Here is a 26,695-nt window from a genome sequence, read left to right on the forward strand (position 1 = left end):
GCTCAGGGCGCACGGAACCCCGCGGCGTCGAACCGGGCGCGGGCGGCATCGCCAGCCACGAAGTCCGCGAAGGCCGCGGCCGCGGCAGGCGACGCGGATCCGGCGAGCGGCGCCACGACGCAGTCGGTCGTCACGTTCGCCTCGTCCGGCAGGGGCACGCCCTGCACCCGATCGCCCGCGGCGCGCACGTCGGTCTCGTAGACGACCGCCGCGTCCACCTCGCCGAGCTCGACGCGCGTGAGGGCGGCGCGCACGTCCTGCTCGAGCGAGTCCGGCTGCGGCGCGATGCCCGCCTTCGTGAACGCCTGCGCCGCCGCGGCGCCGCACGGCACCTCGGGCGCGCAGAGGGCGAGCGTGCGACCGGCGTCGGCGAAGTCGGCGAGGCCCGTGATGCGTCCCGGGTTCCCGGGCGGCACCGCGATCTCGAGGGCGTTGCGGGCGAAGACGCGCGGGCCTGCCGCGGTCTCCCCCGCGTCGGCCACCGTCCGCATCGTCGCCGTGGAGGCGGACGCGAACACGTCGGCGGGCGCGCCCTGCACGATCTGCTGCGCGAGCGTCGAGCTGCCGCCGTACGAGACGGTGACGGTCACGCCCGGGTGCTGCGCCTCGAAGTCGGCGACGACCTGGTCCATGCTGCCGGTGAGCGAGGCGGCGGCCTGCACGACGAGGGCGCCGGAGATCGAGTCGGGAGCGGGATCGGGGACGCCGGCGGGAGTGGATCCGCCGGCGGAGCAGCCGGCCAGGAGGAGCCCGGTGGCCAGGACCCCGGTGGCGAGCGCCCCCACGACGACCGCGCGCACGCGGCGCATCAGGCCCGCCCGCCCGTCAGCGACTCCGGCGCGAGGGCCTCGACGCCCACGTTCGTGGCCTTCACGGTCGCGACCGCGGGCGAGCCCACCCCGAGGCCCAGCTCGTCGGCGGCCTCGCGGCTGATCAGCGACACCACGCGGAACGGCCCCGCCTGGATCTCGACCTGCGCCATCACCCCGTCGCGCACGACGCGCGTGACGATGCCGGGCATCCGGTTGCGCGCCGACGCGAGCGGCGCGCGCGAGGAGGACGCGGCGAGCGCCCCGTCCGCCGCGAGCTCGGTCGCGAGGTGCGCGAGCTGCACGCCGTCCACGAGGATCAGCCGCCCCTCGCCGCGCACCAGGTCGAGCCGCCCGGCGTCGGCCCAGCGGCGGAGGGTGTCGTCGCTCACGCCGATGAGCGCGGCGGCCTCGCTCACGCGGTAGCGGGTGGGCGCGCCCGCGTCGCGGGATCCGGATGCCTCGTCGGCATCCGCGGCTCGACGGGGCGTCCTGTCCCTGTTCTGCGTCATGCATCGATCCTACGGACCGCGCACGCGGCGCGCGACGAGACGCCCGATCCGCCGCGCGTCGGGTCCGCGGCGGGGCGCGCGTAGCCTGGACGCATGAGCACCTCGCTGGGGATGCCGGCCATGCCGCGTCCCGCCGCCGCGCCGGGTCCCGCCCGGCCCGACGACCCGGCGCTCCTGGACACCCACGGCCGCCGCGCGACCGACCTCCGCATCTCCCTCACGGACCGCTGCAACCTGCGCTGCACCTACTGCATGCCGGCCGAGGGCCTCCCCTTCACGCCCGACCGACAGGCGCTGCAGCTCGCCGAGATCGAGCGGCTCGTGCGCATCGGCACGCGCGACCTCGGCGTGCGGCAGGTGCGGTTCACGGGCGGGGAGCCGCTGCTGCGCCGCGACCTGCTGGAGATCATCGCCGCGTGCGCCGCCCTCCCCGACCGGCCCGAGATCTCGCTCACCACCAACGCCATCGGCCTGGCGTCCCGCGCGCAGGCGCTGAGTGACGCGGGGCTCGACCGGATCAACGTCTCGCTCGACTCCGTGCACGCCGAGACGTTCCGCCTCATCACGCGCCGCCCGTTCCTCGACCGCGTGCTCGAGGGCATCGACGCCGCGGCGGCCGCGGGGCTCGCGCCCATCAAGATCAACGCCGTGCTCGTGCGCGGCGTCAACGACGACCAGGCCGCCGACCTCCTGGAGTGGGCGGTCGCCGGCGGACACCAGCTGCGCTTCATCGAGCAGATGCCGCTCGACGCCGACCACGCGTGGGACCGGGCCGAGATGATCACGGCGGCCGAGATCCGCGGGCGCCTGTCGGAGCGCTTCACGCTCGTGCCCGACGACGATCCACGCGACGGCGCCCCGGCCGAGCTCTGGCGCGTGCACTCCCGCGAGGGCGGCCCGGGCACCGCGATGCTCGGCCGGGTGGGCGTCATCGCGAGCGTCACCGAGCCGTTCTGCGCCGACTGCCGCCGCACCCGCCTCACCGCGACGGGAGGCGTCCGCAGCTGCCTCTTCTCGCACACCGAGACCGATCTGCTCGCGCCGCTGCGCTCCGGCGCCTCGGATGCCGAGGTCGCCGACCTCTGGCGCGGCGCGATGTGGGCGAAGCCGAAGGGCCACGGCATGGACCAGGCCGACTTCATCCAGCCCGCCCGCTCCATGAGCGCGATCGGCGGCTGACGTGATCGTGCCCGTGGAGCTCTTCGCCGCCGCGTCCGCCGCGCTCGGCCGCACGACCGACGCGCTCGACTTGCCCGACGGCGCCGTGCTCGGCGACCTCGTGGACGCGCTCGGCGCCCGGGCCGCGGCGTCCGAGGATCCCGCGAACGCCGCGGCCGTGCTGGCCCGCTGCACCTACCTCCTGGAGGGCGTCGCGACCACGGATCGCGACGCCCCCCTCACCGCGGGCAGCGCGGTGGACGTGCTGCCGCCGTTCTCGGGCGGCTGACGGCGGTCAGTAGCTGTCCGTCACCGTGAGCTGACCGTTCACCAGCTTGAGCCGCTGCGCGACCTGGAACGTGTCCTGGTAGTCGTGCTGCTCGGGGGTCGGCTCGAAGGAGTAGCTGGTCTGGTACTTCTCCTCCACCTGGCCGCTCGTGGTGGAGATGACCCCGATGGAGCCGTCGTCCCGCACGATCACCTTCAGCTCGGGCATGCGCGTCACCGTGTACGAGACGTTCGACACGTTCGAGTAGTAGTACGGACCGCTGAAGGGGCATTCCGACGGGAGCTTCGCGTCCGTGCGGGCCGCGCACGACGTGATGGTGTCCTGCACCAGCTTGGAGGCGTCGGCCGTGAGCTTGTCCGTACCCGCCAGCGACAGCGAGACGGGCACCGTGCCCGCGTCCGCGACGGTGACGTCGGCGGTCGGCGCGGCGAAGTAGTCGGTGCCCTCGACGGCGATCGTGTAGTCACCGGGGAAGGCCGCGAAGGACTGGACGCCGCCGCCGTAGCCGGACGCGTGCGCGACCTGGCCGATCGGGATCCCGTCCGCGGTGATCTTCGCCCCTTCCAGAGCGGCGGGTGCCTGGACGACGACCTTGCCCCCGAGGGAGGAGGTGACGCGCCACTCGTCCTGGATGAGCCACGACGTGCTGACGCGCGTGAGACCCACCTGGGTCGTCCGAGGATCCGTGCCCTGCTTGTAGGTGACGGTCGCCGTCGCCGTGTCGCCGTCCTGGTGGACGAGGCCGAGCTGCACGTCGGAGATGCGCGTCTTCGCGGACTGCAGCACCTGGTCGGTGAGCATGCCGGAGCCGATCCCGTTGATCTGGGCGAGGGTGCCCGCCGTGCTGGCGTCCCCGTCGGCGATGGCCTGGACGAAGCGCTGCGCCGTGGAACCGGGACCCCAGACGGTGGAGCGGAGCACGCCCCCCGTGATCGACAGCGCGACGATGAGCAGGACGACCGCACCGCCGGCGATGGAGGAGCGGATGAGGATGCGGCGCCCCCGCGGGGACAGCGCCCGCGGCGCCGGCAGACCCGCGACGGCCGGGGCCGACGCGGTGTCGGTCGGCTCGCCCGCAGGTGCGTCGCCCGCCTGCACCGCTCCCGCGGCGGACGCGGCGGTGGCCGCCCCGACCCCGGGCGCGTTCACGGGACGCGCACGCGGGGTCCACGCGGCGACGGCCGCGGCGTCCCTGCCCACGAGTCGCGCGATGAGCCCCGTGAGCGGGGCGGGCGTGACGGCGAGGACCCGCGGCGCCACGAAGCGCGCCACGGTCTCGATGGCCCCTCCCCAGAGGGCGAGGATGACCGGCAGCCACGGAGTGAGGCCGATCGATCCGTCGCCGTTGACCGTCGCGACGTTGACGCTGACGACGGCCGTCCCGAGGACGAGCCCGAGGATGCCGAGCACGAAGTAGGCGGCGGGAGTCGCGGCCCAGTCGACGCCCCGGCGCGCCACCGCACCGCGGCGGATGGCGAGCGCGATGCCCGCGACGAACGCGAGCAGCACGGAGAGCAGCACGAGGAGCCAGATCGACGCCGGGCCGCTGAGGACGGAGAGGTCGGTGTTGCCGGCCTGGTAGCGGGAACCGGCGGCCGACTGCGCGACCTGCACGAGGAAGTCGGACGGGGAGGCCGTGGCGAACATGCTCACGGCGGCGAGCACGACGGCGAGGTTCCCGAGGAACAGCGGCAGCGCGGCGCCGGGTCCCGAGGAGCCGGCGAAGGCGGATCCGATGACGATGACGACGGCCGAGACGACGACGAGCGCTCCGAGGTGGCTGGCCGCGACCCGCAGGGTGCCGAGGCCCGCGGCGATCACGGGGTGCAGGCCGGTGAGCCATCCCGGACGTGCGAGGAGGGTCGCGGAGACGCCCACGAGGAAGGCCACGAAGACGGATCCGACCGTGGTCGCGGAGATGTCGCCGATGGAGACTCCGCTCGACGCGGGGATGCGGAAGGCCAGGAGGAGGCCGAACACGAGGCTGATGACCGCGAGCACGAGGCCCGAGATGACGGATCCGGCGAGGCGCACGCGGAACGGCTGATCACGGCGCCCGGCGTACCGGGCGACGAGCACGAGCGCGAGGAGCTGCGCGAGGCCCACGGTGACGGGCAGGACGCCGACCGACAGCGATCCGGTCACGGGGACGATCACCTGGAGGGCTCCGGAGACCCCCAGCCGACCGAGGTCGGCGAGCGAGATGAGCTGGGCGGGGCCGGCGAAGATGTTGCCGATGGCGCCGAGCGCGTCGGGGATGCTCGGCGTCGACATGCCGCCGGAGGAGCCGGAGGACGCGCCCGAGCCCGAGCCGGAGCCGCTGTTCGAGGCGATCGCGACCGCGATGGTGAGGAGGAGGCACACGACGCCCACCAGGTAGGCGGCCACGTAGGCACCGGCGCCGGCGACGACCGCCACGATGCGATCGCGCACCGTGAGGCCGCGGAGGGCGTCGACCACGGGGTTGGGCCGATGCGGTGCGGCGCCGGTCGGGGAGACGCCGGTCGGGGAGACGCCGGTCGCGGGGCCGACGGTCGGGGGGACGCCGATCGGGGGGATGCCCGCGGGGGCCGCGGCCGGCGGCGGGAGAGCCGGGCCGCCGGCCGCGGCTCCCGTCTCGGAGGCCGGAGGCGGCGTGGCGGGCTCCGGCGTGACCGGCTCCGGTGTGGCGGGCTCCGTCGCGGACGGGTCGGGTGTTGGTTCGGACACGTGGTGCTCCTCTGCGTGGCTGCTGTACGACTCAGACCGGGGCACCGACGGGTCGTGCCCGCTGATGCACCCGGCGGTGCAGCCGGAAAATACCAGCGAATGCGAAGGTGCTGCACTGATTCTCCCCAGGCGCACGTGCAGGCCGCGCGCGGCCGCGGAGACGGGTCCCGGCGGCGGGCCGCGGACGTCGGAATCCGGACCGGGGGCGCGCCGCGGAGGAGAACTGGGGCGCCGGGCTGCGGATCAGGCCGCGTCGCGCGCGGCGAGCAGGGCGCCGAGGACGGCCGCGCCCTGATGCGCGTCCGCCACGGTCACGAGCCGCGCCCGGCCGCCGCGCAGCCGGACGACGAGGCCCGGGCCGGATCGCGTGACGTACGCGACGCCGCGCCCCGAGATCCTCAGACCCCAGCCGCCCCACTCGCCGGGCGACACGTCCTCCCAGCCGCCGGACTCGATCCGGTCGAGGGGCACGCGCATGACGGGGATCCGCGTCCACGACGACGTGACCCGGAAGCCGCGGGCGTCCACGGTGACGTCGACCCGGGCCAGGACGAGGACCGCGAGACCCGACACGACCAGCGGGATGGAGGAGAGCGCGGCGGTGCCCACGTCGATGCCGGACGTGCTGATGCCCGCCACGATGCCGGTGACCACGACAGCCGCGCCGATGCCCGCGAACCACGCGCTGCCCGCATGGGCTCGCCAGGCGATCCGGGCCGTGGCGGTCACCGGGAGCGCCGGCACGTCGTGCGCGGGGACGGGCGACGCGTGCCGCACGAGCACGATCAGCGGGATGGCGGCCGCCAGCGCGCCGACGCCGAGGAACACGACGCTCCACCACATGGGGAACGTGCCGTCGCCGACCAAGCCGGCCATGGCGATGCCGATCCAGCCCGTGGCGAGGCTCCCCGCGAGGAGGTTGACGACGAGCAGCACCGTGGCGGCGGTGCGCCGGTCCCGCACGCGCAGCGCGGCGACGGCGAGCGCCGTGCCGAGGAGGGCGAGGCCGAGCGCGGCGGCGAGCATCGGCCACGGCGAGCTCCAGCCGTCCGGGGTGCCGTCGGCGGCGAAGTGGACGGCGATGCGGGCGGGCAGCTCCGGCGCGAGCAGGACGGCCGCGGCGGCGAGGGCCACGGCGATCACGGCCGCGGGGGCGACGACCGCCACGCGCGCGCCGAGGGACAGGGGGAGGGACGGGGGCGTCGTGGCGGTCATCGTGCTCCCTTGATCATGGTGAGGAGGTCGTCGAGGGGCACCCCGAGGGTGTCGGCCTGCGCGCGCAGCTCCTCGACGAGCGTGCGCATCCGGTCGAACGAGGCGTTGCCCGAGCGGATCACCGTGGCCCCGCGACCGCGTCGCAGCTCGATGAGCCCGTCGTCCTGGAGGCTCGCGTACGCCCGGAGGACCGTGTGCATGTTCACGTCGATCGAGGCCGCGAGATCGCGCGCCGACGGCAGACGCTCGCCGCTCGCGAGCTCCCCGCGCGCGATGGCGTAGCGGATCTGCGTGGCGACCTGGTCGGCCAGCGACGCCTTCGCCGCGGGATCCACCGTGATGAGCATGTTCGCATTCTATGCGAACAATGCATGTCCGCACCAGAGGGCGCGCATCACGCCGACTCGCGCACCACCAGCTGATGCCGCACCGTGCGGATCACCTCGGGGCCGGAGCGCGGCAGCTCCCCCGCGATCATCGCGACCGCGAGATCGAGCGCGTTCCGGGCGAGCTCGTCGAGGTCCACCGCGAGCGTCGTGAGCGTGGGCGCGAGCAGGCGGCCGATCGACAGGCCGTCGATGCCGACCACGCGCACCTCGCCCGGCACGTCGACGGCCGCGCGGCGGCAGGCGGACAGCACGCCGAGCGCGCACACGTCGTTGAAGGCCACGATCGCGTCGGCGGTGCGCGGCCGGGCGACGATCCGCTCGGTCGCCTCGGCCGCGGCCTCCGCGGTGGGTGCGGATGCGCGCACCACGGACGCCGCCATCCCGCGCGCCGCGAACGCGTCGACCAGCAGCCGGGCGCGCGCGCTCGGACCGGCGGCCACGGCGGCGTCGAGCACGACCGGATGCATCACGCCCGCCGCCCGCAGGTGGTCGGCGAGCGCCTCGACGGCGCCCGAGGGATCGAGGAGGACGGCGGCGCGCAGGGGCTCGCCGCGCGGATCCAGCTCCACGACGGGCACGGAGCCGAGCCGCGCGATCCACTCGCCGGCGCGGGAGCCGAGCGTGCCGATGACCGCGTCGGTCTGCGCGCCGAGCGCCTCCACCATGCGGTCGGAGTCGGCGGCGAGGCCCACGTCGGCGAGCGACACGTTCCAGCCGCGCGCCGCCGCGACGCGCACGACCGCGGACGCGAGCTCCGGCGACCACGGGTTCCGCAGGTCGTCGACCACGAGGCCGAGCTGGTGGTCGCCGCCCGTCACGAGGCCGCGGCCGAAGCGCGACGGCCGGTAGGCGAGCTGGTCGGCGACGTCGAGCACCCGCCGCTTCGTCTCCTCGCTGATGCCCGGCATGGCGTTCATCGCGCGCGTCACGGTCTGGCGGGAGACCCCGGCGGCGGACGCGACGTCGTGGATCGTGGCGCGGCCGGCCGGGTCCCTCGCGGGCTCCCGGCCGGACGCATCCGCTCCGCTCAGCCGCGCAGGTCCAGCCACGCCACCTGCTCCGGGGTGAGCTCGACGGAGAGGCCCTGCATCGAGGAGCGGACCTCCGAGATGGTGCGCGGTCCGAAGAGCGGGAAGGTCGGGAACGGCTGCGCGAGCACGTACGCGAGCGCGATCGCCGTGGCCTGCACCCCGTGCTCGGCGGCGAGCTCCTCGGCCCGGCGGAGGCGCTCGAAGTTGTCGTCGCCGTAGTAGCAGCGCACGAGCTCCGGGTCGCTCAGGTCGTCCGGGCGGGCGCGGCCGGTGAAGAAGCCGCGCGCCTGCGACGACCACGGGAGCAGCGGGATCTGCCGCTCCTCGAGCCAGGCCTTGGAGGCCGGATCCGTGACGTGCACGCACCCCGCCCACGGCACGTCGTACGCCTCGGCCAGGCCGAAGTGGTCGCTCAGCGCCTGGAAGCCCGCCCGCCCGTTGGCCTGCGCGTAGGCCTGCGCCTCGTCGAAGCGCTCCGGGGTCCAGTTCGAGACGCCGTAGGAGCGGATCCGCCCGGCGCGCTGGTGCTCGTCCATCACGTCGACGAACTCCCCCACCGGCACGTCGGGGTTGTCGCGGTGCATGAGGTAGATGTCGGCGTAGTCGGTGCCCTGGCGCTCGAGGCTCTCGAGCAGCTGCCGCGTGAGCGAATCGGGGTCGCAGTGCGGGGTGTGGGCGCCCTTGGTGATGACGACCAGGTCCTCGCGGATGCCGCGGTTCTGGATCCACCTCCCGAGGCGCCCCTCGAGCACGCCGCCGCCGTAGATGTAGCCCGTGTCGAACGCGTTGCCGCCCTGCTCGACGAAGTGGTCGAAGATCGCCGACGCGTGGGCGAGGTCGGGCTGGTTGTCGACGCCCATGACGAGGCGCGACATGCGCTTGCCGACGCCGGGGATCTCGCCGTACAGCATCGGGCTGTCGTCGCGCACCCGGAGGGGCCGGCCCGAGACGGTGGGGATGTCGGCGTCCTCCGCCTCGAACGGGTAGCGGAGGTCGAGCGCGGCGCGCCAGCGGTCGAGCGTGCGCGCGGTGGCGAGCGTCTCGTCGAGCGTCATCTGCGCGGCCTCGCCGAGGCCGGCCGCGAGGGCGTCGGTCGTGGCGTCGGCCTCGATGGCGTACGGCTTCGCGCCCGTGAAGGTGAGCGTGCGCGGCTCCTCGCCGACGACCGAGATCTCGATGGTCGGGGCGTCGCCGAGGGTCCACGGGTCGTTGAGGTGGATGCGGCCGCGGGATCCGTGGATCGTGAGCGCCTGCGGCTCGTCGAGGGCGACGCCCGTGCAGAGGGTCGCGGTGATGCCCGGCTGCCCGGCCCCGCGGGCTGCGCTCCCCCGGTACGTGGCGCGCGCGACCGACCACTCGTCGACGCCGGTCGGGCCGACCGTGCCGTCGACCTCGAGGGTGAGCGGCTCGGCGACCGCGATCCCGGTGGCGGCCTGCACGACGGCGGCCGCGGCGGTGACCGTGTAGCCGCCGACGTCGAGGATCCCGCCGCCCGCGGTCGCGGTGTCGTAGAGCCGGCCGGTGCGGGATCCGGTGCGGAAGGAGAAGGACGCGTCGACGTGGGCGACCTCGCCGATCACGCCGTCGCGGATCAGCTCGAGGAGCGCCTGGGTCTGCGGGTGGAAGCGGTACATGTACGCCTCGACGAGCGGGAGGCCGGCCGCGCGGGCCGCGTCGACGAGCGCCATCGCGGTGCCGTGGTTGACGGCGAGCGGCTTCTCGCAGAGGACGGCCTTGCCGGCGTCGAGGGCGCGGATCACGAGGTCGGCGTGGCCGGTGTGCACGGTGGAGATGTAGACGGCGTCGACGGTCGGATCCGCGAGGACGGCGTCGTAGTCGCCGCCCGTGACGTCGGCGAAGCCGTGGTCGGCGGCCTCGGCGGCGAAGGCCCCGGCGCGTTCGGCGCTCGAGCTGCCGGCGGCGACGAGGCGGGCGCCGCGCGTGCTCGCGGGGAGCTGGGAGAGGAAGCGGCGGGCGATGCTGCCCGGGCCGAGGACCGCCCAGCCGGGAGCGGTCGGGGTGGTCGGGGTGGGGTCGGTCATGGGGAGCCCTTCGCGGCGTCGTCGGCGTGAACGTTCACGACGACGCTACGGGCCGGCGTCCGGCGCGGTCAAGGGGGCGGGCGCAGCGGGCTCGTGAACGTTCACGACGGAGGCGCGGCATCGGGCGCGTGCAGGGTGAGCCACTCCTCGTCGATGCGGTAGCCGAGCGCGGTGCCGGCCGCGATGATCGCCGCGTTGTCCCGGGAGCCGCCGGTGCGGAAGGCCCGGATCCCCGCGCTGAGTAGCGCCAGGACGGACGCCGCCTTCACGGCACGGCCGAGCCCGCGCGAGCGGTGGGTCCGCGCGACGACGGTGACGTCCGTCTCGGCCCGGGCGCCGGCCGCGTCCACGTCGACGACCGTGAGGGCGACGAGGCGCCCGTCCGCGTCCAGGGCGCCGAAGGCACGCCGCGCCGGGATGCCCACGAGCGCGGTCTCGGGCGTGAACGGCGCGTGCCGGGTGGCCGGGCCGCCCGGGTAGTCGTCGATCGTGGCGGCGTCGAGCTCGAGGATCCGGTCCCGGTCGTCCGGCCCGAGCTCGCGGATCCGCAGGCCGGGCGCGATGCCGGCCACGCACGCGCGCAGGTGCGCCTCATCGACGCGGTCGGCGTCGAGCTGCGCGCCCCACGACCGGGCGCCCACGCTCCAGCCTGCGGCGAGCAGGCCGCCGAGCCGCGGGTCGTCGGAGCGGAGGATGACGGGGTCGTGGGTCATGCGACGAGCCTGGCATGGCGATGCGCTCGCCTCGCGGGCATGCGACCGGTCCGCTGTCCGGGCGGCGGAGGGCGAGCCGGAGCGGTGGGGCGCGAAGCTGCGGGAGACGGAGTCGCTGCGGGCGTCGGTCGCGTGATCCACCCCGATCGGGGGCGTCCCGCGCGGCGCGCACGGTGAGAGGCTCAGGCCGTACCCGACCGAGCCGGCCGGCCCACCCGAAGGAGTCCCCGTGGATGACGACGTCCAGCTGATCAGCGACGGCGACGGCCTGGCCGTCATCGGCGAGCCGAGCGCGGTGGAGCGCTTCCTCGCCGCGAACGAGCTGCCGAAGGGGCGGGATCTGGGGCTGAAGAAGCTGTGGCCGGTGATCGGTGTGGCGGCATCGGTGATCCAGAGCGGTTCTGAGATCGCTGCGAATCACGGCCGGTGGATCAAGCTGACCAAAGAGTCGGCAGCCGCGCTCGCGAACAATCCCGCGATGAAGGGATCAGCCGACCATCTCAGCCGCGCGATCGTCATGCACGGCGGTAAGACGAAGAAGATCCTCGAATTCGCGACCGGACCCGGGAAGGCGCTCGCGAATCCGAACGTCGCTGCCGCTGTCGGCGCCGTCATGGCCCAGTACGCCCTGGAGCAGGCCATGGACGAGATCAGCGACTACCTGGCCGTCATCGACGCCAAGGTCGACGACATCCTCCGCGGCCAGAAGGACGCCGTGCTCGCCGACATTATCGGCGCGGAGATGGTCATCGACGAGGGCACGATGATCCGCGCCCAGGTGGGCCGCGTCTCGGACATCACCTGGTCGAAGGTGCAGGGCACGACCCAGACGCTCGCGCGCACGCAGGGCTACGCCCTCCGCCAGCTCGACGCCCTCGCCGAGAAGATGGAGAAGACGACCAAGGTCGACGACCTCGTGCGCGTGACGAAGGACGCGGAGTCGACCGTGCGCGAGTGGCTCGCCGTGCTCGCGCGGTGCTTCCAGCTCCAGGACGCCGTCGCCGTGCTCGAGCTCGACCGCGTGCTCGACGCCTCGCCGGAGGAGCTGGACGAGCACCGGGTCGGGCTGCGCACGGTCCGTCAGAACCGCCTCGCCGTGATCGGCCGCACCACCGACCGCCTGCTCGAGCGGATGGACGCCGCGGCCGGCACCGCGAACGCGAAGGTGCTGCTCAACCCGTTCGACTCGCGGGCGGTCGTGGGATCCAGCAACCAGGTGGCGTCCGGCGTCGTGCGGTTCAACGGGCTGCTCGGCGTCGCCGACGAGCGCGAGTCGCTGGAGGCGCGCCGCTGGCTCGCGGCAGTGGGTGACACCTGGGACTCGGCGCGCGACCAGGGCGCCGAGGGCGTGGACGCGGCCCGCCGCCTCGGAGCCGCGGCCTTCGGTCGAGGCCGCGCAGCAGCCGACGGCCTCCAGCTGAGGCTGGCGGAGGGCGCGCTGCGTCGCCGCAAGGGCAAGGGCGATCAGGCGGGCGACGCCTCCGAGGACGACGCGAGCTGAGCGCACCGGCGCGCGACGACGACCCGCGAGCTCACGCCCGCCCCGCCACGCTCCGCCACGACTGGATCCCGCCGCGCAGGCTCACCGCATCGCGCCCCGCCTCACGGAGCGCCGCCGCGGCTGCCCGCGAGCGCACGCCCGACGCGCAGTAGACGATGACGCGGTCGGTGATCTCGCCGGGCACCGCGCCCGGATCCACCGTGACGATGCGCACCGGCACCGCGACGTGGCCGGGGATGGAGTCGACGAGGCGCTCGTCGGGCTCGCGCACGTCGAGGAGGACGACCTGCTCGTCGGAGGCGAGGATCCGCTCCACCTCCTCCGCGTCGAGCTCGGTGCCGTCGGTGGCCGCGCCCACACCGCAGAAGAGGTCGTAGTCGGCGAGCGCCGTGACCCGCTGGCGGCCCTTCGCGCGCTTCACGCCGATGGTGCGGCTGGTGCCGGCGAGCGCGTCGAGCACCACGACCCGGCCGAGCAGCGGCTGTCCCGCGCCCGTGACGAGCTTGATGACCTCGGTCGCCATGAGCGACCCGACCGTGCCGCACACCGCGCCGAACACGCCCGCCTCCTCGCAGGAGAGCACGGCGCCGTCGGCGGGCGGCTCGGGGAACACGTCGCGGTAGTCGATGCCGCGGCCGTCGGGCGCCGCGTCCCAGAAGACGGTGACCTGCGCGTCGAACCGGTACACGGATCCCCACACGCACGGGACGCCGACGAGCGCCGCCGCGTCGCTGATGAGGTACCTCGTGGCGAAGTTGTCGGTGGCGTCGACGACCACGTCGTATCCGCCCAGGATCCGGAGGGCGTTGTCGTTGGTGAGCCGCTCGGCGTGCTCGATCACCTCGATGCCGGGGTCCGTGCGGTGCACGGAATCCGCAGCTGACGAGGTCTTCGGCCGGCCCACGTCGGGCGTGCCGTGGATGGTCTGGCGCTGGAGGTTGGAGAGGTCCACAGCATCGTCGTCTACGATTCCCAGGGTCCCGATCCCCGCTGCGGCCAAGTACTGCAGCACCGGGGAGCCCAGCCCGCCCGCGCCGATCACGAGCACGCGCGCCTGGTCGATGCGGGACTGACCCCCCATCCCGATGCCGGGAAGGGCGAGGTGCCGGGAGTGCCGTTCGCGCCGCTCGTGCGCATCCTGCCCGGAGCCCTGACCACCCGGGCCCCGCCCTCCGGGGTCGGTGCCCTCCCGATCGACGAGCGGCAGAGACGACCCCATGACAGACCTCCGTACGGACGGCGGACGCGGACCCGCGTCGACCGGACCCAGCGTACGACGGCCCGCCGACGGGACCCGCGGCGGCCGCCCCTCCGCCCCCCTCGGCCGCTTCCACCACCGCCGCTGGGGCGACGCCTGGCTCATCGGCCTCCTCGGCTTCCTGCTCGCGCTCCCCCTCGCCGGCGCGCCGTCGGTCTGGTACGACGAGGCCGCCACCGTGATCTCCGCCACGCGCGGCTGGGACGACCTGCTCCGTGAGCTCAGCACGGTCGACGCCGTCCACGGCCTCTACTACGCGGGCATGAAGGTGTGGTTCGAGCTGGTCGGCTACTCCCCCACGTCGCTGCGGTTCCCGAGCGCCGTGTTCATCGGCCTGGCCGCCGCAGGCGTCGTGCTCCTCACCCGCACCGTCTCGACGCGCGCCACCGGCATCGTGGCCGGCATCGTCTTCGTCGTGATCCCCCGCTCGGCCTGGATGGGCACCGAGGGCCGGTCCTTCGCCCTCGGCACGCTCATCGCCGTCGCGCTCACGATCACGCTGGTGCTCGCGGCCCGCCGGGCGGGCGCGCGTTGGCAGGTGCAGGCCAGGTGGTGGGCGCTGTACGGGCTGCTCGCGTGGCTCGGCGCCTCCACGTTCGTGTACCTGGCGCTGCTCGTGGGCGCGCACGGCGTCGTGATCCTGTGGGCCGTCGCCTCCGCGCGCGCCGGCCGCCGCAGCCGCCGCCCCATGGTCGTGTCGTTGCTCGGGTGGGCCTCCGCGTCCATCGCCGCCGGGCTCCTCAGCCTGCCGCTCGTGCGCGTGGTGACGGAGCAGTCGGGCCAGGTCGGCTGGATCAAGCCCATCGGGCCGAACACCGTCATGCAGGTGCTGTCCACCCAGCTCTTCTCCGAGAACGACGTGTTCGCGCTGGTCGCCTGGGCGGTCGCGCTCCTGGGCCTCGCGCTGCTGGTGCGCCGCGGGATCCGCCTGGTGCGCGCCCGCCGCGCCTCCCGCGTCGAGCCCGAGGGCGACCTCGCCGAGTACGAGTCGGCGTACCTGCACGCCGGATGGTCGCCGACGATCCTGCAGCTCGCGGTCGTGTGGTGCGCCGTGCCCACGCTGCTGCTGATCGGCGCGTCCACCCTCATGTCGCCGCTCTACTCGCCGCGCTACATGGCCTACACGGCGCCCGCGTTCGCGATGCTCATGGCCGTGGGGATCCTCGCGCTGAGGTGGAAGCCGCTCGTCGCCGCGGTGACGGCCGCGCTCGTCGCACTCTCGGTGATGCAGCTCGTGCACGACCGCACCACCACCCGGAAGGCCGACTCCGACTGGGCCGCCATCGCGCGGATCGTCTCCGAGGAGCGCGCCCAGGAGGCCCCCGGCACGAGCGAGGCCGTGATCTTCGGCCCGGTGCGCCGGCACCCCAAGGCGACCTCGCGCATCGTCGCGTACTCCTACCCGGACGCGTTCCGCGGCATGGACGACATCCTGCTGCGCACGCCGCCCGGCGACACCGACGGCCTCTGGGAGCAGACGCACCCGCTGGCCGACCGGGTCGACGAGGTCGACGGCGCTGACGTCGTGTGGCTCGTCACGAGCGACAGGCAGGACATCCGCCCCGAGGTCGCCGAGGCGCTCACGCCGCGCGGCTTCGCGAAGACCGACGACTGGCACGTGATGAACGCGAACGTCGAGCGCTACGAGCGGGTCGACGCGGGCTGATCCGCCCGGCCGCGCATCACGAGGCGTCCTGCCACTCGCCGATGGTCCGCACCACGAGGTCGAGCTGCGACTCGAGCAGGAAGTGCCCGCCGTCGACCAGCTCGATGCGCGCGTGCGGGGCGTCGCGCCGGAACGCCTCCGCGCCCGCCGCACCGAAGATCTCGTCGTGGCGTCCCCAGATCGCGAGGAGCGGGACGCGCGACTCGCGGATCCACGCCTGCACCGCCGGGTACAGCTCCCGGTTGGTGGCGTAGTCGCGGAACAGCGCCAGCTGCACGTCGTCCTGGCCCGGGCGGGCGAGGAGCGCGAGGTCGTGCTCCCAGGCGTCGGGATCCACGACGGACGGGTCCGGCACGCCGTGCGTGTACTGCCACTCGACGGCGTCACGACCGAGAGCCGTGCGGAGCGCATCGCGCGTGGCGTCGGTGCGCTCCGCGCCGTCGGCCCAGATCGGATCCCAGAACGAGGGCACGAAGCCCTCCTCGTAGGCGTTCCCGTTCTGCGTGATGACGCCCGTGACGGCCCCGGGGTCGGCGAGCGCCAGGCGCCAGCCGACGGGGGCGCCGTAGTCCTGCACGTAGATCGCGTACCGGGACACCCCGATGGCGGCGAGGAAGCGCCCGGTCACGTCGGCGAGCGCGGAGAACGTGTACGCGAAGTCGTCGACCGAGGGCGCGGACGAGCGGCCGAAGCCCACCAGGTCGGGCGCGATGACGCGGTAGCGGCCCGCGAGCACGGGGATCAGGTGCCGGAACATGTGCGAGCTCGACGGGTAGCCGTGCAGGAGCAGGAGGACGGGCGCGTCGACGGGTCCGGCCTCGCGCCAGAAGACGTCGAGGCCGTCGATCGAGACGGTGCGGTGGTGGACGGTGACCATGGCTAACCCCTTTGAGTTGTTTTGGTGGTTAGCGAGACGGTAGCATGGATCCATCGCGCCATCCGAGCGCGGAGGATCGAGGAGCCGTGCACCCGGACGAGGAGCTGCTGCTGGCCGTGCTGAACAGCGCGCCGGTGGTCGACGGCGGGCGCGAGGACCACCTCGACGGTGCATCCGGCCGGCAGCTCGCGCGCACCTGGGGCGGCATCGGCACCGCCGCCGAGCTCGAGCGCCTCCGCCGCGCGCGCGACGCGATCCAGGCCGTCGTCCGGGCCGATGCCGGCGCGGGCGGCATCGCGGATGCCGATGCCGTCGCCGCGCTGGCGGACGTCGTCGACGGGGCCGTCCGCACGCCGCGCGTCACCGCCGCGGGCGTCACGTGGGAGCTCCGCGCGCCGCGGGACGAGCGCCTGGCCGTGGAGGTCGTCCTCGCCTGGTCCGACGTGACCGCACGCCTGCCCGGCCGTCTCCGCCCGTGCGCGAACGACGAGTGCCGGCTGTTCCTCCTCGACCGCAGCCGCCCCGGCACGGCCCGGTGGTGCTCGATGGCGACCTGCGGGAACCGGATGAAGGCCCGCGCGCACGCACAGCGGACGCGCTGAGCCGAGCGGCCGATCCGGCGCCCGCCACAGCGCTCCCGCCCGGCCACGGCGCGCCCGGGCCGCACGACACGCGCCTCCCCGGTCCGCCGTCCTCCGCGACGGCGGACGCCCGAGTGGCTAGGGTCCTGACGGGCTCGGCGACGCCCGGTCCATCCGGTCGCCCCGCCGCGCCCCCACACGAGGGGACCGCACGCCACGCGAACCGCGGCGGGCGGCCGCAGCGCGCCGCGGGGATCCCGCCGCACGCGCCGACCAGCACGAGGAGAGCGCCACCGTGCCATCGCAGCCCGCCCCGGATCCGCGTGGACCCGTCGACCCGGGTCCCGCGGACGACGCCGCCGCCGGATCCCACGCGCGGTACGCCGGCCTCGACGCCCTGCGCGCGCTGGGGCTCCTGGCGGTCGTGCTCTTCCACGCGGCCCCCGACGCGGTGCCGGGGGGGTACGCCGGCGTCGACGTGTTCTTCGTCATCAGCGGCTTCCTGATCACGGGCCTGCTCCTGCGCGAGCGACGCGCGACGGGCACGATCCGCCTGGGCGCCTTCGCCGTCCGCCGCGTCCGCCGGCTCCTGCCGGCCGCCGTGATCGTCGTCACCGCGGCCACGGCCGTCGCCGCGATGATCGGCGGCGACGTGCTCGTCGGGCTGCCCGCCCAGCTCGTGGGCATGGCGGCGCTCGGCACGAACTGGCAGATGCTCATCGCCGGCGGCGACTACTTCCTCCACTCGACCACGGGCCTCTTCGACAACTTCTGGTCCCTCGCGATCGAGGAGCAGTTCTACCTGGTCTGGCCGATGGTGCTGCTCGTCCTCACGCGCGGCGGCCGCACGATCCGGCTCCGCTGGCTGTGGGCGGCGGGCGCGGTGGCGGCCGTCATCCCGCTCGCGCTCACGGCCGCCGGGCTCACGGAGGCCGCCTACCTGGCGACGCCCGCGCACGCGTTCGGGCTGCTCTTCGGCGCCGCCCTCGCGGTGGCGGCCGAGCGGCGACGGACGCGCGCGGATCCCGCGGCCGACGCGCACGCGACGGCGTGGGCGGTCGTCTCGTACCTGTCGCTCGTCGCGTTCGGGCTCCTGGCCCTCGCGCCCGACGCCGCGGATCCGGGCTCGCGCTCCCTCGTGACCGTGCTGGGCGCCGGGCTCGGCTGCGTCATGGTGCTCGCGTGCAGCCGGGGCGGTGCATCCCCGTTCGCGCGCCTCGACGCCGGACCGACGGGCTGGCTCGGCCGCCGCTCCTACGGCCTCTACCTCTGGCACCTGCCGATGCTCGTGCTCGCGGCGGCAGCGCTCCCCGACGTCGGGGGCCTGGGCCCCGTGCCTGGACTGCTGCTGGCCCTCGGGATCTCCGTCGTCGCCGCGGCCGCCAGCCACCGGTGGGTCGAGCTGCCCGTCCTCCGGCTGGGGTTCCGCCGGCTCCTGCGGCAGCCCGTGGCTCTCGTGGCGGCGGTCGCGCTCGTGCTGGGGCTCGGCACGTCGGTCACCGCGGCCGAGCGCGCCGACCCCGGCGAGACCGAGGCCCAGCGGTTCGTCGAGCAGGGCAGCGCCGACCTCCCCGGCGACGACGACGTTGATCCCGGTGCCGACGCCCCCGGGGACCCGGGCGGCCCCGGCGACCCCGGTGTCGCGGCGGATCCGGGCGGCTCCTCCTCCCCCGACGCCTCCCCGGGCGCTCCCGGCGCGGACCGCGCGCCGGACGCGGGCACCCCGGACGCGGATGCGCCACGCGCGACCCCGACCCCCACCGCGACCCCCGGTCCGTCCGCCCACGCCCCCGGGACGCCCGGCGCATCACCGCCCACCACGTCGACCCCCGCGCCGACGCCCGCCGCCCCGGCACCGCACGCCCCGACCATGGACGGCTCCTCGACGATCGCCATCGGCGACTCGGTCATGCTCGCCTCGGGACGCGCGCTCCAGCAGCAGCTCCCGGGCATCACCATCGACGCGGTGGTCAGCCGGCAGATGCCCGCGGCCGCGCAGCTCGTCCGCAGCCACCTCGACTCCCGGCCGGACGCCACCACCGTGGTCATCGCGCTCGGCACGAACGGGATGGGCGGCGTCGATGACCTCGAGCAGGCCATCCAGGCCGCGGGCGGCCGGAAGGTGGTCCTGGTCGACGTGTCCGGCCCCATGTCGTGGACCTCGCGGGTCGACGACGCGATCCAGCAGGCGGCCGCGTCACACGCGAACGTGCGGATCGCGCGCTGGCAGGCCATCGCGACGGCGAACCCGGGGCTGCTCGCGAAGGACGGGATCCACCCCGGCAGGCGCGCCGCCGCGATGTACGCCGCGGCCGTCCGCGACGCCATCGCGTCCTTCGGCTGAGGTCGCGTCGACCGCGCCCCACGGCGGCAGGATCGTCGCCACGGTCCCGCTCGGACCCGGGTCGCGAGAGCCCCGTCCCCTCCGGGCGGGTGCAGCTCGCGGATGCGCCCCGCGGACCCGGCTCGCGGATGCGGCCCGCGGATGCGCCCCGCGGATGCGCCCCGCGGACGCACGAGGGCCCGACGCCGTGGCGTCGGGCCCTTCGCGGTGGAGCGGATGCAGCGGACGGAGCGGTCGCGGATCAGCGGACCGCGATGGTCCCCGCGAAGCGGGCGGTGACCGCCGTGCCGTCGGGCGTCTCGACCACGTGGTACGCGAGCCCCCGGTGGCCGGCGGCGTCCGTCGTGATGACGGGGTTCGGGAACTCGGTGGTGAGGGCCCAGTCGCCGGAGCCGTCGACGTGCGCCTTCTCCGCGACCACCGTGAGCCCGGCGACGCCGCGGTTCCGGTACGCCGGGTCGCGGGTGACGGCGTAGGTGACGGTGACGATCTCGCCGGGGACGCCCGTGCCGTGGAACTCCACGCACTTGGTCGTGCCGGCGCAGACGGCCCGCTGCGTGCCGTGGACGGTCAGCGGACCCGTCCCCGTGATGCGCTGCGGGTCGGGCAGCGCGACGCGGGCGGTCGAGTCAGCCGGCCCGGTCGCCGCGACGGGCGACTCGGTGGCGGCCTGCGCCGCGGCCGGCGCGACGAGCGCGAGCGGGAGCCCGGCGCTGACGGTGATGGCGACCGCCGCGGCGGCGCGAGTGATGATGTGCATGATGTCTCCTCGGAGGATGGCGAGCGGGATCGGAGCCACGCGCGAGAGCGCACGCGCCGCCGAGGGTAGGGGCACCGCTCCGCGCGGGGCGGGCGTTCTCCACGATCCCGACCGTGGACCCCGTACCGTCGCCTCCGTGATCACGTACTTCGTCGCCGGCAGCTGGCGCAACAGGCCGGGCGTCGCCGAGGTCCTCGACGCGCTCGACGGCATCGGCGCCCGGTCCTACTGCTTCGTCCGCGCCGCCTACGACCCGGACGCCGCCGCGTTCGCCGCCCCGGGTGGCGCCGACCACGCCGACCTCGACGACCCGGGCATCCGCCGGCTGTTCGAGCAGGATCTCGCCGCGCTCCGGGCAGCCGATCGGTTCGTGCTCGTCCTCCCGGCGGGGGCCGCCGCGCACATGGAGGCCGGGATCGCCTACGGGCTCGGGAAGCGCTGCGTCGCGGTCGGCACGGCCGACCGCAGGGAGACCCTCCACCTCGCCTTCGAGGCGATGTGCGCCGGGCCGGAGGACCTGATCCGCCACCTCCGCGCGACGGGCGCCGCGCGGTAGACGGGCACCGGGACGCTCCGATGCACCGCGAGGCCGCACCCGTCAGCCGACGGTCCGGCGCTCCTCACCCGGCTCGGGACGCGGCGCGGCATCGGGCTCACGCGCCCCGCGCGGCCGCAGCTCGCTGACGAGCGTGCCGGCGACGATGAGGGCTGCCCCGAGGATCGCGAGCGCGGGCAGCCGCTCCCCCGCCACACGGCCGACGATCCCCGCCCACACGGGCTCGCCCGCGTAGATGATGGTCGCGCGCGTCGGCGACACGGAGCGCTGCGCCCAGTTCATCGTGAGCTGGATGAGGCAGCTGCTCACCCCCAGCGCGAGCGCCGCGACGAGCCACACCCACGAGAACGCCGGGATCGCCTCGCCCGCCACGGGCATGCACGCCAGCGACAGGGCGCCGGCGACGAGGAGCTGGACGACGGTCACCCGACCCACGTCGACGCGGCCCGCGAACAGGCCGATGAGGATGATCTCGGCCGCGATCGGCAGCGTGCTCACGAGGGTCGCCAGCTCCCCCGCGCCGAGCGCCACCCCCTCCTGCGGACCCGCGACGAGCAGGAGCCCGACGAACGCCAGCGCCACCCCCACCAGGGCGAGAGCGCTCGGCCGCTTCCGGAACGCGGCCCACTGCAGGAGCGGCACGAGCGGCACGTAGAGCGCGGTGATAAAGGCGGAGGTGCTGCTCGGGATGGTCTGCAGCCCGTACGTCTGGAGGCCGTAGCCCAGGAAGATCATGACGCCGATGGCCGCGCCCGCGCCGAGGTCGACCCGGCGCATGCCGCGGAGCGTCCGGCGGAAGACGACCGCGCTGATCATCCCGGCCGCGAGGAAGCGGAGCCCCACGAAGAAGAGCGGCCCGCTGTGCTCCATCGCGACGTGCACCGCGAGGAAGGTGCCGCCCCAGATCGCCGTGATGCCGAGGAGAGCCCACTCGGGCCGCGTGGGCCGGACGGCGCGGGGCAGCATCGTGCGCATGGTGCGGAGCGGGCCGGGTCAGCCGGTGATGATGCGGGCGCCGTGCACGGGCCCGGTGGCCCGGATGACCGTGAGGCGGGCGGCGCTCAGCGCGATCTGCAGCTCGAGCGCGCTGTCGAGGTCGGCCGCGAGGAACGCGACCGTGGGACCGGATCCCGAGACGATGCCCGCGAGCGCGCCGTTCTCCTCGCCGAGCTGGAGCACCTCGCCGAGGCCGGGCGCGAGGTGGAGGGCGGGCGCCTGGAGGTCGTTGTGCAGGACCTCGGCGAGCATGTGCGGATCCCCCGCGCGCAACGCCTGGAGCACGCCCGAGTCGACCTGCGGGACCTGCTGCGCCGGGAAGATGTCCTGCGCGTGGCGCTCGCGGTGCTTGTCGAGCTCGCCGTAGACGTCGGGCGTGGAGACGCCGAACTCCGCGATGGCGAGCACCCACTGGAAGGTGCCCTTGGCGAGCGCGGGGCTGAGGCGGTCGCCGCGGCCGGTGCCGATGGCGGTGCCGCCGGCGAGCGCGAACGGCACGTCGGCGCCGAGCTCGGCGCCGAGCGCGAGCAGCTGGTCGCGCGTGCGCTCGGTGCCCCAGAGGGTGTCGCAGGCGAGGAGGGTGGCCGCGGCGTCCGCCGATCCGCCGCCCATGCCGCCCGCGATGGGCACGTCCTTCTCGATGCGCAGGTGCACGCCGCCGCGGTACCCGGTGCTCCGGGCGAGCAGGCGCGCGGCGCGGATGGCGAGGTTGTCGGCGCCGACCGTGAGGTGCGACGTGTCGATGGATCCGCCGAACTCCACCGAGAAGCCGTCCGACCGGGTGGCGTACACGTCCTCGTAGAGGCTCACGGCCTGGTAGGCGGTGGCGACGTCGTGGTAGCCGTCCTCCTGCAGGGCGCCGACCGTGAGGGAGACGTTGATCTTGCCCGGGGCCCGCGCGTGCACCACATCTGAGGTGGTGGCCGCGGAGGTCATGTGATCCAACCTAGCGGAGGCTGGGAGGCACTCCGACCCCGTCGCGATCCGCCCAGGCACGGGCTACGCGGAGGTAGTCGTGGACGCTCAGCTGCTCGCCCCGCGAAGTGGGGGCGACCCCGCCGGCCTCGAGGAGCGCCGACGCCGCCTCGCTCCCGCCGAGCAGCTCGGCGAGGGCCTGGCGCAGCATCTTGCGGCGCTGCTGGAAGGCCGCGTCGACGATCTTGAAGGTGCGCTTCCGCAGCTCCTCGGAGGCGAAGGGCTCCGCGTGCCGCTCGAAGGCGACGAGCACGGAGTCGACGTTCGGCACGGGCCAGAAGACCTGGCGGCTGACCTGGCCGGCCGTGCGCCACGCGCCGTACCAGGCGGCCTTGACGCTCGGGGATCCGTAGACCTTGGATCCGGGTGCCGCGGCGATGCGGTGTCCGACCTCGGCCTGCACCATGACGACGCCCGTGCGGATCGACGGGAAGTGCTCGAGCAGGTGCAGCAGCACGGGCACGGAGACGTTGTAGGGCAGGTTCGCGACGAGCGCGGCGGGGTCGCCCGGCAGGTCCTGGATGCGGAGCGCGTCCTCGTGCACGACGGTGAGGTCGGCGTCCGGCTGGTAGAGGCCCACCGTGATCGGGAGCTGCTCGGCGAGGCGGCCGTCGATCTCCACCGCGACGACGCTCGCGCCCGTCTCGAGGAGGCCGAGGGTGAGGGATCCGAGCCCGGGGCCGACCTCGACCACGTGCGTGCCGGCCTCGACGCGGGCGACGCGCACGATGCGGCGGACCGTGTTGGCATCGATGACGAAGTTCTGGCCGAGCTTCTTGGTGGGCGCGACGCCGAGCAGCTCGGCGAGGTCGCGGATCTCGGCGGGGCCGAGGAGCGTGGGGGCCGGGGCGGCGGCGGGCGCGGTCGACGCCTCGTCGCTCACGCGCGGCCCGCCGGGTCGAGCTCGGCCGGGTCCTTCGACGGCGACGTCACGGGCTCGTCGTCCCAGCGGCCGTAGACGAGCTCGGTGTTGGAGGAGATCTGCGCGGCGAGCATCGACACGTCGGTGCCGAGGTGCGCGGCCATCGCCCGGAGCGTGTGCGGGATGAGGTACGGCGCGTTCGGCCGACCGCGGAACGGCACGGGCGTGAGGAACGGCGCGTCCGTCTCCACCAGCAGCAGCGAGCGCGGCGCGAACGCGAGCGCCTCACGGAGGTCGTGCGAGTTCTTGAAGGTGACCGTGCCGGAGAACGACATGTACCAGCCGTTCTCGGCGCAGATCCGGGCGAGGTCCTCGTCGCCGGAGAAGCAGTGGAAGACGGTGCGCTCGGGGGCGCCGACGCGCAGCAGCGTGGCGACGACCTCGTCGTGCGCGTCGCGGTCGTGGATCTGGAGGGCGATTCCGCGCTCCTTGGCGATGCGGATGTGCTCCTCGAACGAGCGCTGCTGGGCCGCGCGGCCGTCCTCGCCCGTGCGGAAGAAGTCGAGGCCGGTCTCGCCGACGGCGCGCACGCGCGGGCGCCCGGCCAGCTCGTGGATCTCGGCCAGCGCGTCGTCGAGCGTGCCCGCCTCCTCGTAGGCAGGCGCCTCGTTCGGGTGGATCGCGACGGCCGCGAGCATGCGCGGCTCGTGCGCGGCCGTCTCCGCCGACCAGCGGGAGGTCTCGAGGTCGCCGCCCACCTGGATCACGCCGCGGACGCCCACGGAGCTCGCGCGGTCGAGGTGCTCGGTGAAGTCGAGGGGCGACTCGCCGTCCGCGATCTCGAGGTGCGTGTGGTTGTCGTAGACCGGGACCGTGAGCGCCTCGGGCAGCGGCGGGTACGAGAGATCGCGCGTCTGGCCGTGGGCCGAGGAGGTGTCGCGCTGGCGCACGTGATTGGAGTCGGACATCGCGCTCACTCTACCGACGGCGTCCGCGTCGCCCGGGGCCGGGACGCGACGCATCGGCCTGCGCATCGCCCCGCATATACCACGGGGATGGGCGATCCGGGGGCCTTCGGACGAAGCCGTTCCGGGCCCGATGCGGCTGCTAGCGTCCCGCGCTACAGGCGGTCGGACGCCGCCGTGCCGCGGGTCTCCCATGCCCGCTCCCACCACCATGAACACACGACAGGATGGCGAAAGATGAACGGATCGACGGAGATCACCAGCACGGGAACGAGACGAGGGGGCAGACGGAGCACGACGCGCAGGCGCGTCATCGCGGCCCTCTCCGTCACCGCGGGAGCTGCGCTCGCGACGCTGGCCGGAGCGACCCCGGCGCAGGCGGCGACGCCGGCGTTCGAGATCTTCTACGGACCCGGCTGCGGAGGCGGCGGGACGGCGTCCCGCGTCTACACGGGGTTCAACGCCAAGGAGGGCTGGGTCAACGACACCTTCACCAGCAGCCAGTGGGGCACCGTCGGCCTGGGACAGCCGGTCCGCGAGGATGCGGCATCCATCTACGTCAGCAACGCCCGCGTGTACATCTACACGGACGGAGGAGACAGCCCGTCGTGGACGGCCGCGTCGACGGGCGCCTGCTACGACCTGCCCCCGGGCGTCCGCAACCACAACACGCAGTGGCAGACGTTCCGCATCAACTGATCCGCGGAGAGCAGCCCTCGGGTGGGTGGGCGGGTGCCGGACGGACCGGCCCCGCTCACCCGTCCCGCGTTGGCGCCGCCCCGCGCGACCCCCACCCGGCGTGCCGACGCCGACCGGGAGGCGGCACGATCGAGCGACGGGTCAGGCGACGGGCGTCGCCGGCTCCTGCTCGATGCGCGGGAACAGGGGCGCCTCGAGCGGGGTGACGAGGCCGGATCCGGTCCACTCGTCGGCGAGGTCGATGCGCTGCCCGCCGACCGTGCCGGTGCCGCCGAGCGCGGTCCAGAGCTTGGCGGTGGCGCCGGGCAGCACGGGCGCGAGCAGCACGGCGAGCGTGCCGAGCCCGCGGACCGCGGTGTGCAGCACGGTCTCGAGGCGCTCGCGGCCGTCGTCCCTCTTGGCGAGGGCCCAGGGCTCCTGGCTCGTGATGTAGCCGTTGAGCTCGTCGACCAGCGTCCACACGGCGGCGAGCGCCTCGTGGATCGCGAGCCGCTCGATGGCCTCGTCGGCGGTGGCCGCCGCGGACCGCGCCACGGAGAGCACGCGCTCGTCGGCCTCGGTGAGCACGTTCCCCTCGGGGACGCGGCCGTCGAAGTAGCGGCCGACCATCGCGATCACGCGGGAGGCCAGGTTGCCGAAGCCGTTGGCGAGCTCGGCCTGGTAGCGGGCCGACAGGTCTTCCCAGCTGAAGGAGCCGTCCTGCCCGAACGCGAAGGCGCGCATGAAGTGGTAGCGGAAGGCGTCGATGCCGAAGGTGTCGGTGATGGTCTCCGGCGCGATGCCCGTGAGCTTCGACTTGGACATCTTCTCGCCGCCGACGAGCAGCCAGCCGTGGCCGAAGACGCGGCGGGGCGGCTCCTCGCCGAGCGCCATGAGCATGGCGGGCCAGATGACCGCGTGGAAGCGGAGGATGTCCTTGCCCACGAGGTGCGTGGCGGGCCAGCGGCGGCGGAACCGCTCGTCGTCCACGCCGTAGCCGATGGCCGTGACGTAGTTCATGAGCGCCTCGAACCACACGTACACGACGTGGCTCTCGTCCCACGGGATGGGGATGCCCCAGTCGAAGCTGGAGCGCGAGATGGAGAGGTCCTGCAGGCCGCCGCGCACGAACGAGAGGATCTCGTTGCGCGCGCTCTCGGGCTGGATGAAGTCGGGACGCTCCTCGTAGAACGCGAGGAGGCGCTCGCCGAAGTCGCTCATGCGGAAGAAGTAGTTCTTCTCCTCGAGCTGCTCGACCGGCTTGGAGTGGATGGCGCAGACGAGCTGGCCCTCGAACGGCCCGGTGCCCTCGACCAGCTCGTTCGGCTGCTTGTAGTCCTCGCAGCCGACGCAGTACGAGCCCTTGTACTCGCCCGTGTAGATGTACCCGGCGTCGTGGAGGCGCTGCAGGAACACCTTCACCGACTCCTCGTGGCGGGCGTCGGTGGTGCGGATGAAGTCGTCGTTGGAGATGTCGACGGCGGCGAGCAGCGGCTGCCAGCTCTCGGTGACGAGGCGGTCGGCCCAGGCCTGCGGGGTCGTGTCGTGCGCCGTGGCGGTGCGGAGGATCTTCTGCCCGTGCTCGTCGGTGCCCGTGAGGAACCAGGTGTCGTCGCCGCGCTGGCGGTGCCAGCGCGCGAGGACGTCGGCGGCGACCTCCGTGTACGCGTGCCCGATGTGCGGGACGTCGTTCACGTAGAAGATCGGCGTGGTGATGTAGAAGGGCTCGCCGCGGGACATGGGCTCCATCCTAACGATCGGCGGGAGCGCTCCCGATCGTGTGACGGGGGCGCCGAGCGGGCCACGCGC

Annotated in this window: 24 protein-coding genes; 8 read left to right on the plus strand and 16 right to left on the minus strand. The window is 74.5% G+C overall.

Translation table 11 applies throughout. The annotated features are described in order from the left end of the window. Positions 1–2: 2 nt before the first annotated feature. Positions 3–809 (minus strand): molybdate ABC transporter substrate-binding protein, encoded by an 807-nt coding sequence (gene modA, locus PED38_RS03030; protein ID WP_270979669.1) that lies wholly within the window; start codon positions 807–809, stop codon positions 3–5. Further along, a complete protein-coding gene (locus PED38_RS03035; protein ID WP_270979671.1) occupies positions 809–1,321 on the minus strand; it encodes a TOBE domain-containing protein in 513 nt (170 codons plus the stop codon). The genes modA and PED38_RS03035 overlap by 1 nt, the downstream gene beginning before the upstream one ends. A gap of 93 nt (positions 1,322–1,414) precedes the next feature. Here PED38_RS03035 and moaA point away from each other — a divergent pair, with 93 nt between their 5' ends. Both moaA and PED38_RS03045 read left to right on the plus strand, forming a co-directional pair. Next, positions 1,415–2,500: a GTP 3',8-cyclase MoaA gene (gene moaA / locus PED38_RS03040; protein ID WP_414146345.1), complete on the plus strand. Its 1,086-nt coding sequence runs from the start codon at positions 1,415–1,417 to the stop codon at positions 2,498–2,500. A gap of 1 nt (position 2,501) precedes the next feature. Beyond that, the gene (locus PED38_RS03045; RefSeq protein ID WP_063071065.1) at positions 2,502–2,768 is read left to right on the plus strand and encodes a MoaD/ThiS family protein; all 267 of its coding nucleotides are present in this window, start codon (positions 2,502–2,504) and stop codon (positions 2,766–2,768) included. 6 nt (positions 2,769–2,774) lie between these two features. On the opposite strand, the gene PED38_RS03050 is transcribed toward PED38_RS03045, so the two are convergent. The 6 genes from PED38_RS03050 to PED38_RS03075 all read right to left on the minus strand — a co-directional run bounded on the left by PED38_RS03050 (position 2,775) and on the right by PED38_RS03075 (position 10,867). After that, the gene (locus tag PED38_RS03050; RefSeq protein ID WP_270979673.1) at positions 2,775–5,477 is read right to left on the minus strand and encodes a hypothetical protein; all 2,703 of its coding nucleotides are present in this window, start codon (positions 5,475–5,477) and stop codon (positions 2,775–2,777) included. 243 nt (positions 5,478–5,720) lie between these two features. Next, complete coding sequence (locus PED38_RS03055) at positions 5,721–6,692, minus strand: DUF1648 domain-containing protein (RefSeq protein WP_270979674.1); 972 nt, start codon at positions 6,690–6,692, stop codon at positions 5,721–5,723. Further along, the gene (locus tag PED38_RS03060; protein ID WP_270979675.1) at positions 6,689–7,039 is read right to left on the minus strand and encodes a GntR family transcriptional regulator; all 351 of its coding nucleotides are present in this window, start codon (positions 7,037–7,039) and stop codon (positions 6,689–6,691) included. The genes PED38_RS03055 and PED38_RS03060 overlap by 4 nt, the downstream gene beginning before the upstream one ends. Before the next feature lie 47 nt (positions 7,040–7,086). Next, positions 7,087–8,130 carry a LacI family DNA-binding transcriptional regulator gene (locus PED38_RS03065; protein WP_270979677.1) on the minus strand — a complete coding sequence of 348 codons (1,044 nt, stop codon included), beginning with the start codon at positions 8,128–8,130 and terminating at the stop codon, positions 7,087–7,089. Further along, positions 8,109–10,154 (minus strand): aldo/keto reductase, encoded by a 2,046-nt coding sequence (locus PED38_RS03070; RefSeq protein WP_270979679.1) that lies wholly within the window; start codon positions 10,152–10,154, stop codon positions 8,109–8,111. The genes PED38_RS03065 and PED38_RS03070 overlap by 22 nt, the downstream gene beginning before the upstream one ends. Positions 10,155–10,255: 101 nt before the next feature. After that, the gene (locus PED38_RS03075; RefSeq protein ID WP_270979681.1) at positions 10,256–10,867 is read right to left on the minus strand and encodes an acetyltransferase; all 612 of its coding nucleotides are present in this window, start codon (positions 10,865–10,867) and stop codon (positions 10,256–10,258) included. A 229-nt stretch (positions 10,868–11,096) separates the two neighbouring features. Here PED38_RS03075 and PED38_RS03080 point away from each other — a divergent pair, with 229 nt between their 5' ends. Continuing rightward, positions 11,097–12,368, plus strand: a complete 1,272-nt coding sequence (locus tag PED38_RS03080) for a hypothetical protein (protein ID WP_270979683.1) — start codon at positions 11,097–11,099, stop codon at positions 12,366–12,368. A 31-nt stretch (positions 12,369–12,399) separates the two neighbouring features. Here the strand turns inward: PED38_RS03080 and PED38_RS03085 are convergent, their stop codons facing one another. Beyond that, positions 12,400–13,587 carry a ThiF family adenylyltransferase gene (locus tag PED38_RS03085; RefSeq protein WP_063071072.1) on the minus strand — a complete coding sequence of 396 codons (1,188 nt, stop codon included), beginning with the start codon at positions 13,585–13,587 and terminating at the stop codon, positions 12,400–12,402. Between PED38_RS03085 and PED38_RS03090 the strand changes: the two genes are divergently transcribed. Beyond that, complete coding sequence (locus PED38_RS03090; RefSeq protein WP_270979685.1) at positions 13,586–15,292, plus strand: glycosyltransferase family 39 protein; 1,707 nt, start codon at positions 13,586–13,588, stop codon at positions 15,290–15,292. The two genes, PED38_RS03085 and PED38_RS03090, sit on opposite strands and share 2 nt — an antisense overlap. A gap of 16 nt (positions 15,293–15,308) precedes the next feature. On the opposite strand, the gene PED38_RS03095 is transcribed toward PED38_RS03090, so the two are convergent. Beyond that, positions 15,309–16,169, minus strand: a complete 861-nt coding sequence (locus tag PED38_RS03095) for an alpha/beta fold hydrolase (RefSeq protein ID WP_270979686.1) — start codon at positions 16,167–16,169, stop codon at positions 15,309–15,311. A gap of 86 nt (positions 16,170–16,255) precedes the next feature. Between PED38_RS03095 and PED38_RS03100 the strand changes: the two genes are divergently transcribed. Together PED38_RS03100 and PED38_RS03105 are read left to right on the plus strand one after the other, a co-directional pair. Continuing rightward, positions 16,256–16,771, plus strand: coding sequence for a CGNR zinc finger domain-containing protein (locus PED38_RS03100; protein WP_270979688.1), 516 nt, complete (start codon positions 16,256–16,258; stop codon positions 16,769–16,771). Between the two features lie 274 nt (positions 16,772–17,045). After that, positions 17,046–19,094, plus strand: coding sequence for an acyltransferase family protein (locus tag PED38_RS03105; RefSeq protein WP_270979690.1), 2,049 nt, complete (start codon positions 17,046–17,048; stop codon positions 19,092–19,094). A gap of 241 nt (positions 19,095–19,335) precedes the next feature. On the opposite strand, the gene PED38_RS03110 is transcribed toward PED38_RS03105, so the two are convergent. Beyond that, complete coding sequence (locus PED38_RS03110) at positions 19,336–19,854, minus strand: hypothetical protein (RefSeq protein WP_270979691.1); 519 nt, start codon at positions 19,852–19,854, stop codon at positions 19,336–19,338. 136 nt (positions 19,855–19,990) lie between these two features. On the opposite strand from PED38_RS03110, the gene PED38_RS03115 reads away from it, so the two are divergent. After that, positions 19,991–20,410, plus strand: a complete 420-nt coding sequence (locus PED38_RS03115) for a hypothetical protein (protein ID WP_063071078.1) — start codon at positions 19,991–19,993, stop codon at positions 20,408–20,410. Positions 20,411–20,452: 42 nt separating this feature from the next. Here the strand turns inward: PED38_RS03115 and PED38_RS03120 are convergent, their stop codons facing one another. Genes PED38_RS03120 through PED38_RS03135 form a run of 4 tightly spaced genes read right to left on the minus strand, consistent with a single transcriptional unit; the run spans position 20,453 to position 24,211 of the window. Further along, positions 20,453–21,376 (minus strand): DMT family transporter, encoded by a 924-nt coding sequence (locus PED38_RS03120; protein WP_270979693.1) that lies wholly within the window; start codon positions 21,374–21,376, stop codon positions 20,453–20,455. A gap of 27 nt (positions 21,377–21,403) precedes the next feature. Next, the gene (locus PED38_RS03125) at positions 21,404–22,342 is read right to left on the minus strand and encodes a 4-(cytidine 5'-diphospho)-2-C-methyl-D-erythritol kinase (RefSeq protein ID WP_063071079.1); all 939 of its coding nucleotides are present in this window, start codon (positions 22,340–22,342) and stop codon (positions 21,404–21,406) included. Between the two features lie 10 nt (positions 22,343–22,352). Continuing rightward, complete coding sequence (gene rsmA, locus PED38_RS03130) at positions 22,353–23,264, minus strand: 16S rRNA (adenine(1518)-N(6)/adenine(1519)-N(6))-dimethyltransferase RsmA (RefSeq protein ID WP_063071080.1); 912 nt, start codon at positions 23,262–23,264, stop codon at positions 22,353–22,355. Beyond that, positions 23,261–24,211: a TatD family hydrolase gene (locus tag PED38_RS03135; protein ID WP_270979695.1), complete on the minus strand. Its 951-nt coding sequence runs from the start codon at positions 24,209–24,211 to the stop codon at positions 23,261–23,263. Before PED38_RS03135 ends, rsmA begins: the two co-directional genes overlap by 4 nt. Before the next feature lie 234 nt (positions 24,212–24,445). Between PED38_RS03135 and PED38_RS03140 the strand changes: the two genes are divergently transcribed. Further along, positions 24,446–24,907, plus strand: coding sequence for a hypothetical protein (locus PED38_RS03140; protein WP_063071082.1), 462 nt, complete (start codon positions 24,446–24,448; stop codon positions 24,905–24,907). A gap of 141 nt (positions 24,908–25,048) precedes the next feature. On the opposite strand, the gene metG is transcribed toward PED38_RS03140, so the two are convergent. Beyond that, positions 25,049–26,626 (minus strand): methionine--tRNA ligase, encoded by a 1,578-nt coding sequence (metG, locus tag PED38_RS03145; protein WP_270979697.1) that lies wholly within the window; start codon positions 26,624–26,626, stop codon positions 25,049–25,051. Positions 26,627–26,695: the final 69 nt, after the last annotated feature.

Source organism: Clavibacter sp. CT19 (assembly GCF_027858075.1).
In the GTDB taxonomy this organism is placed as follows: domain Bacteria; phylum Actinomycetota; class Actinomycetes; order Actinomycetales; family Microbacteriaceae; genus Clavibacter; species Clavibacter tessellarius_A.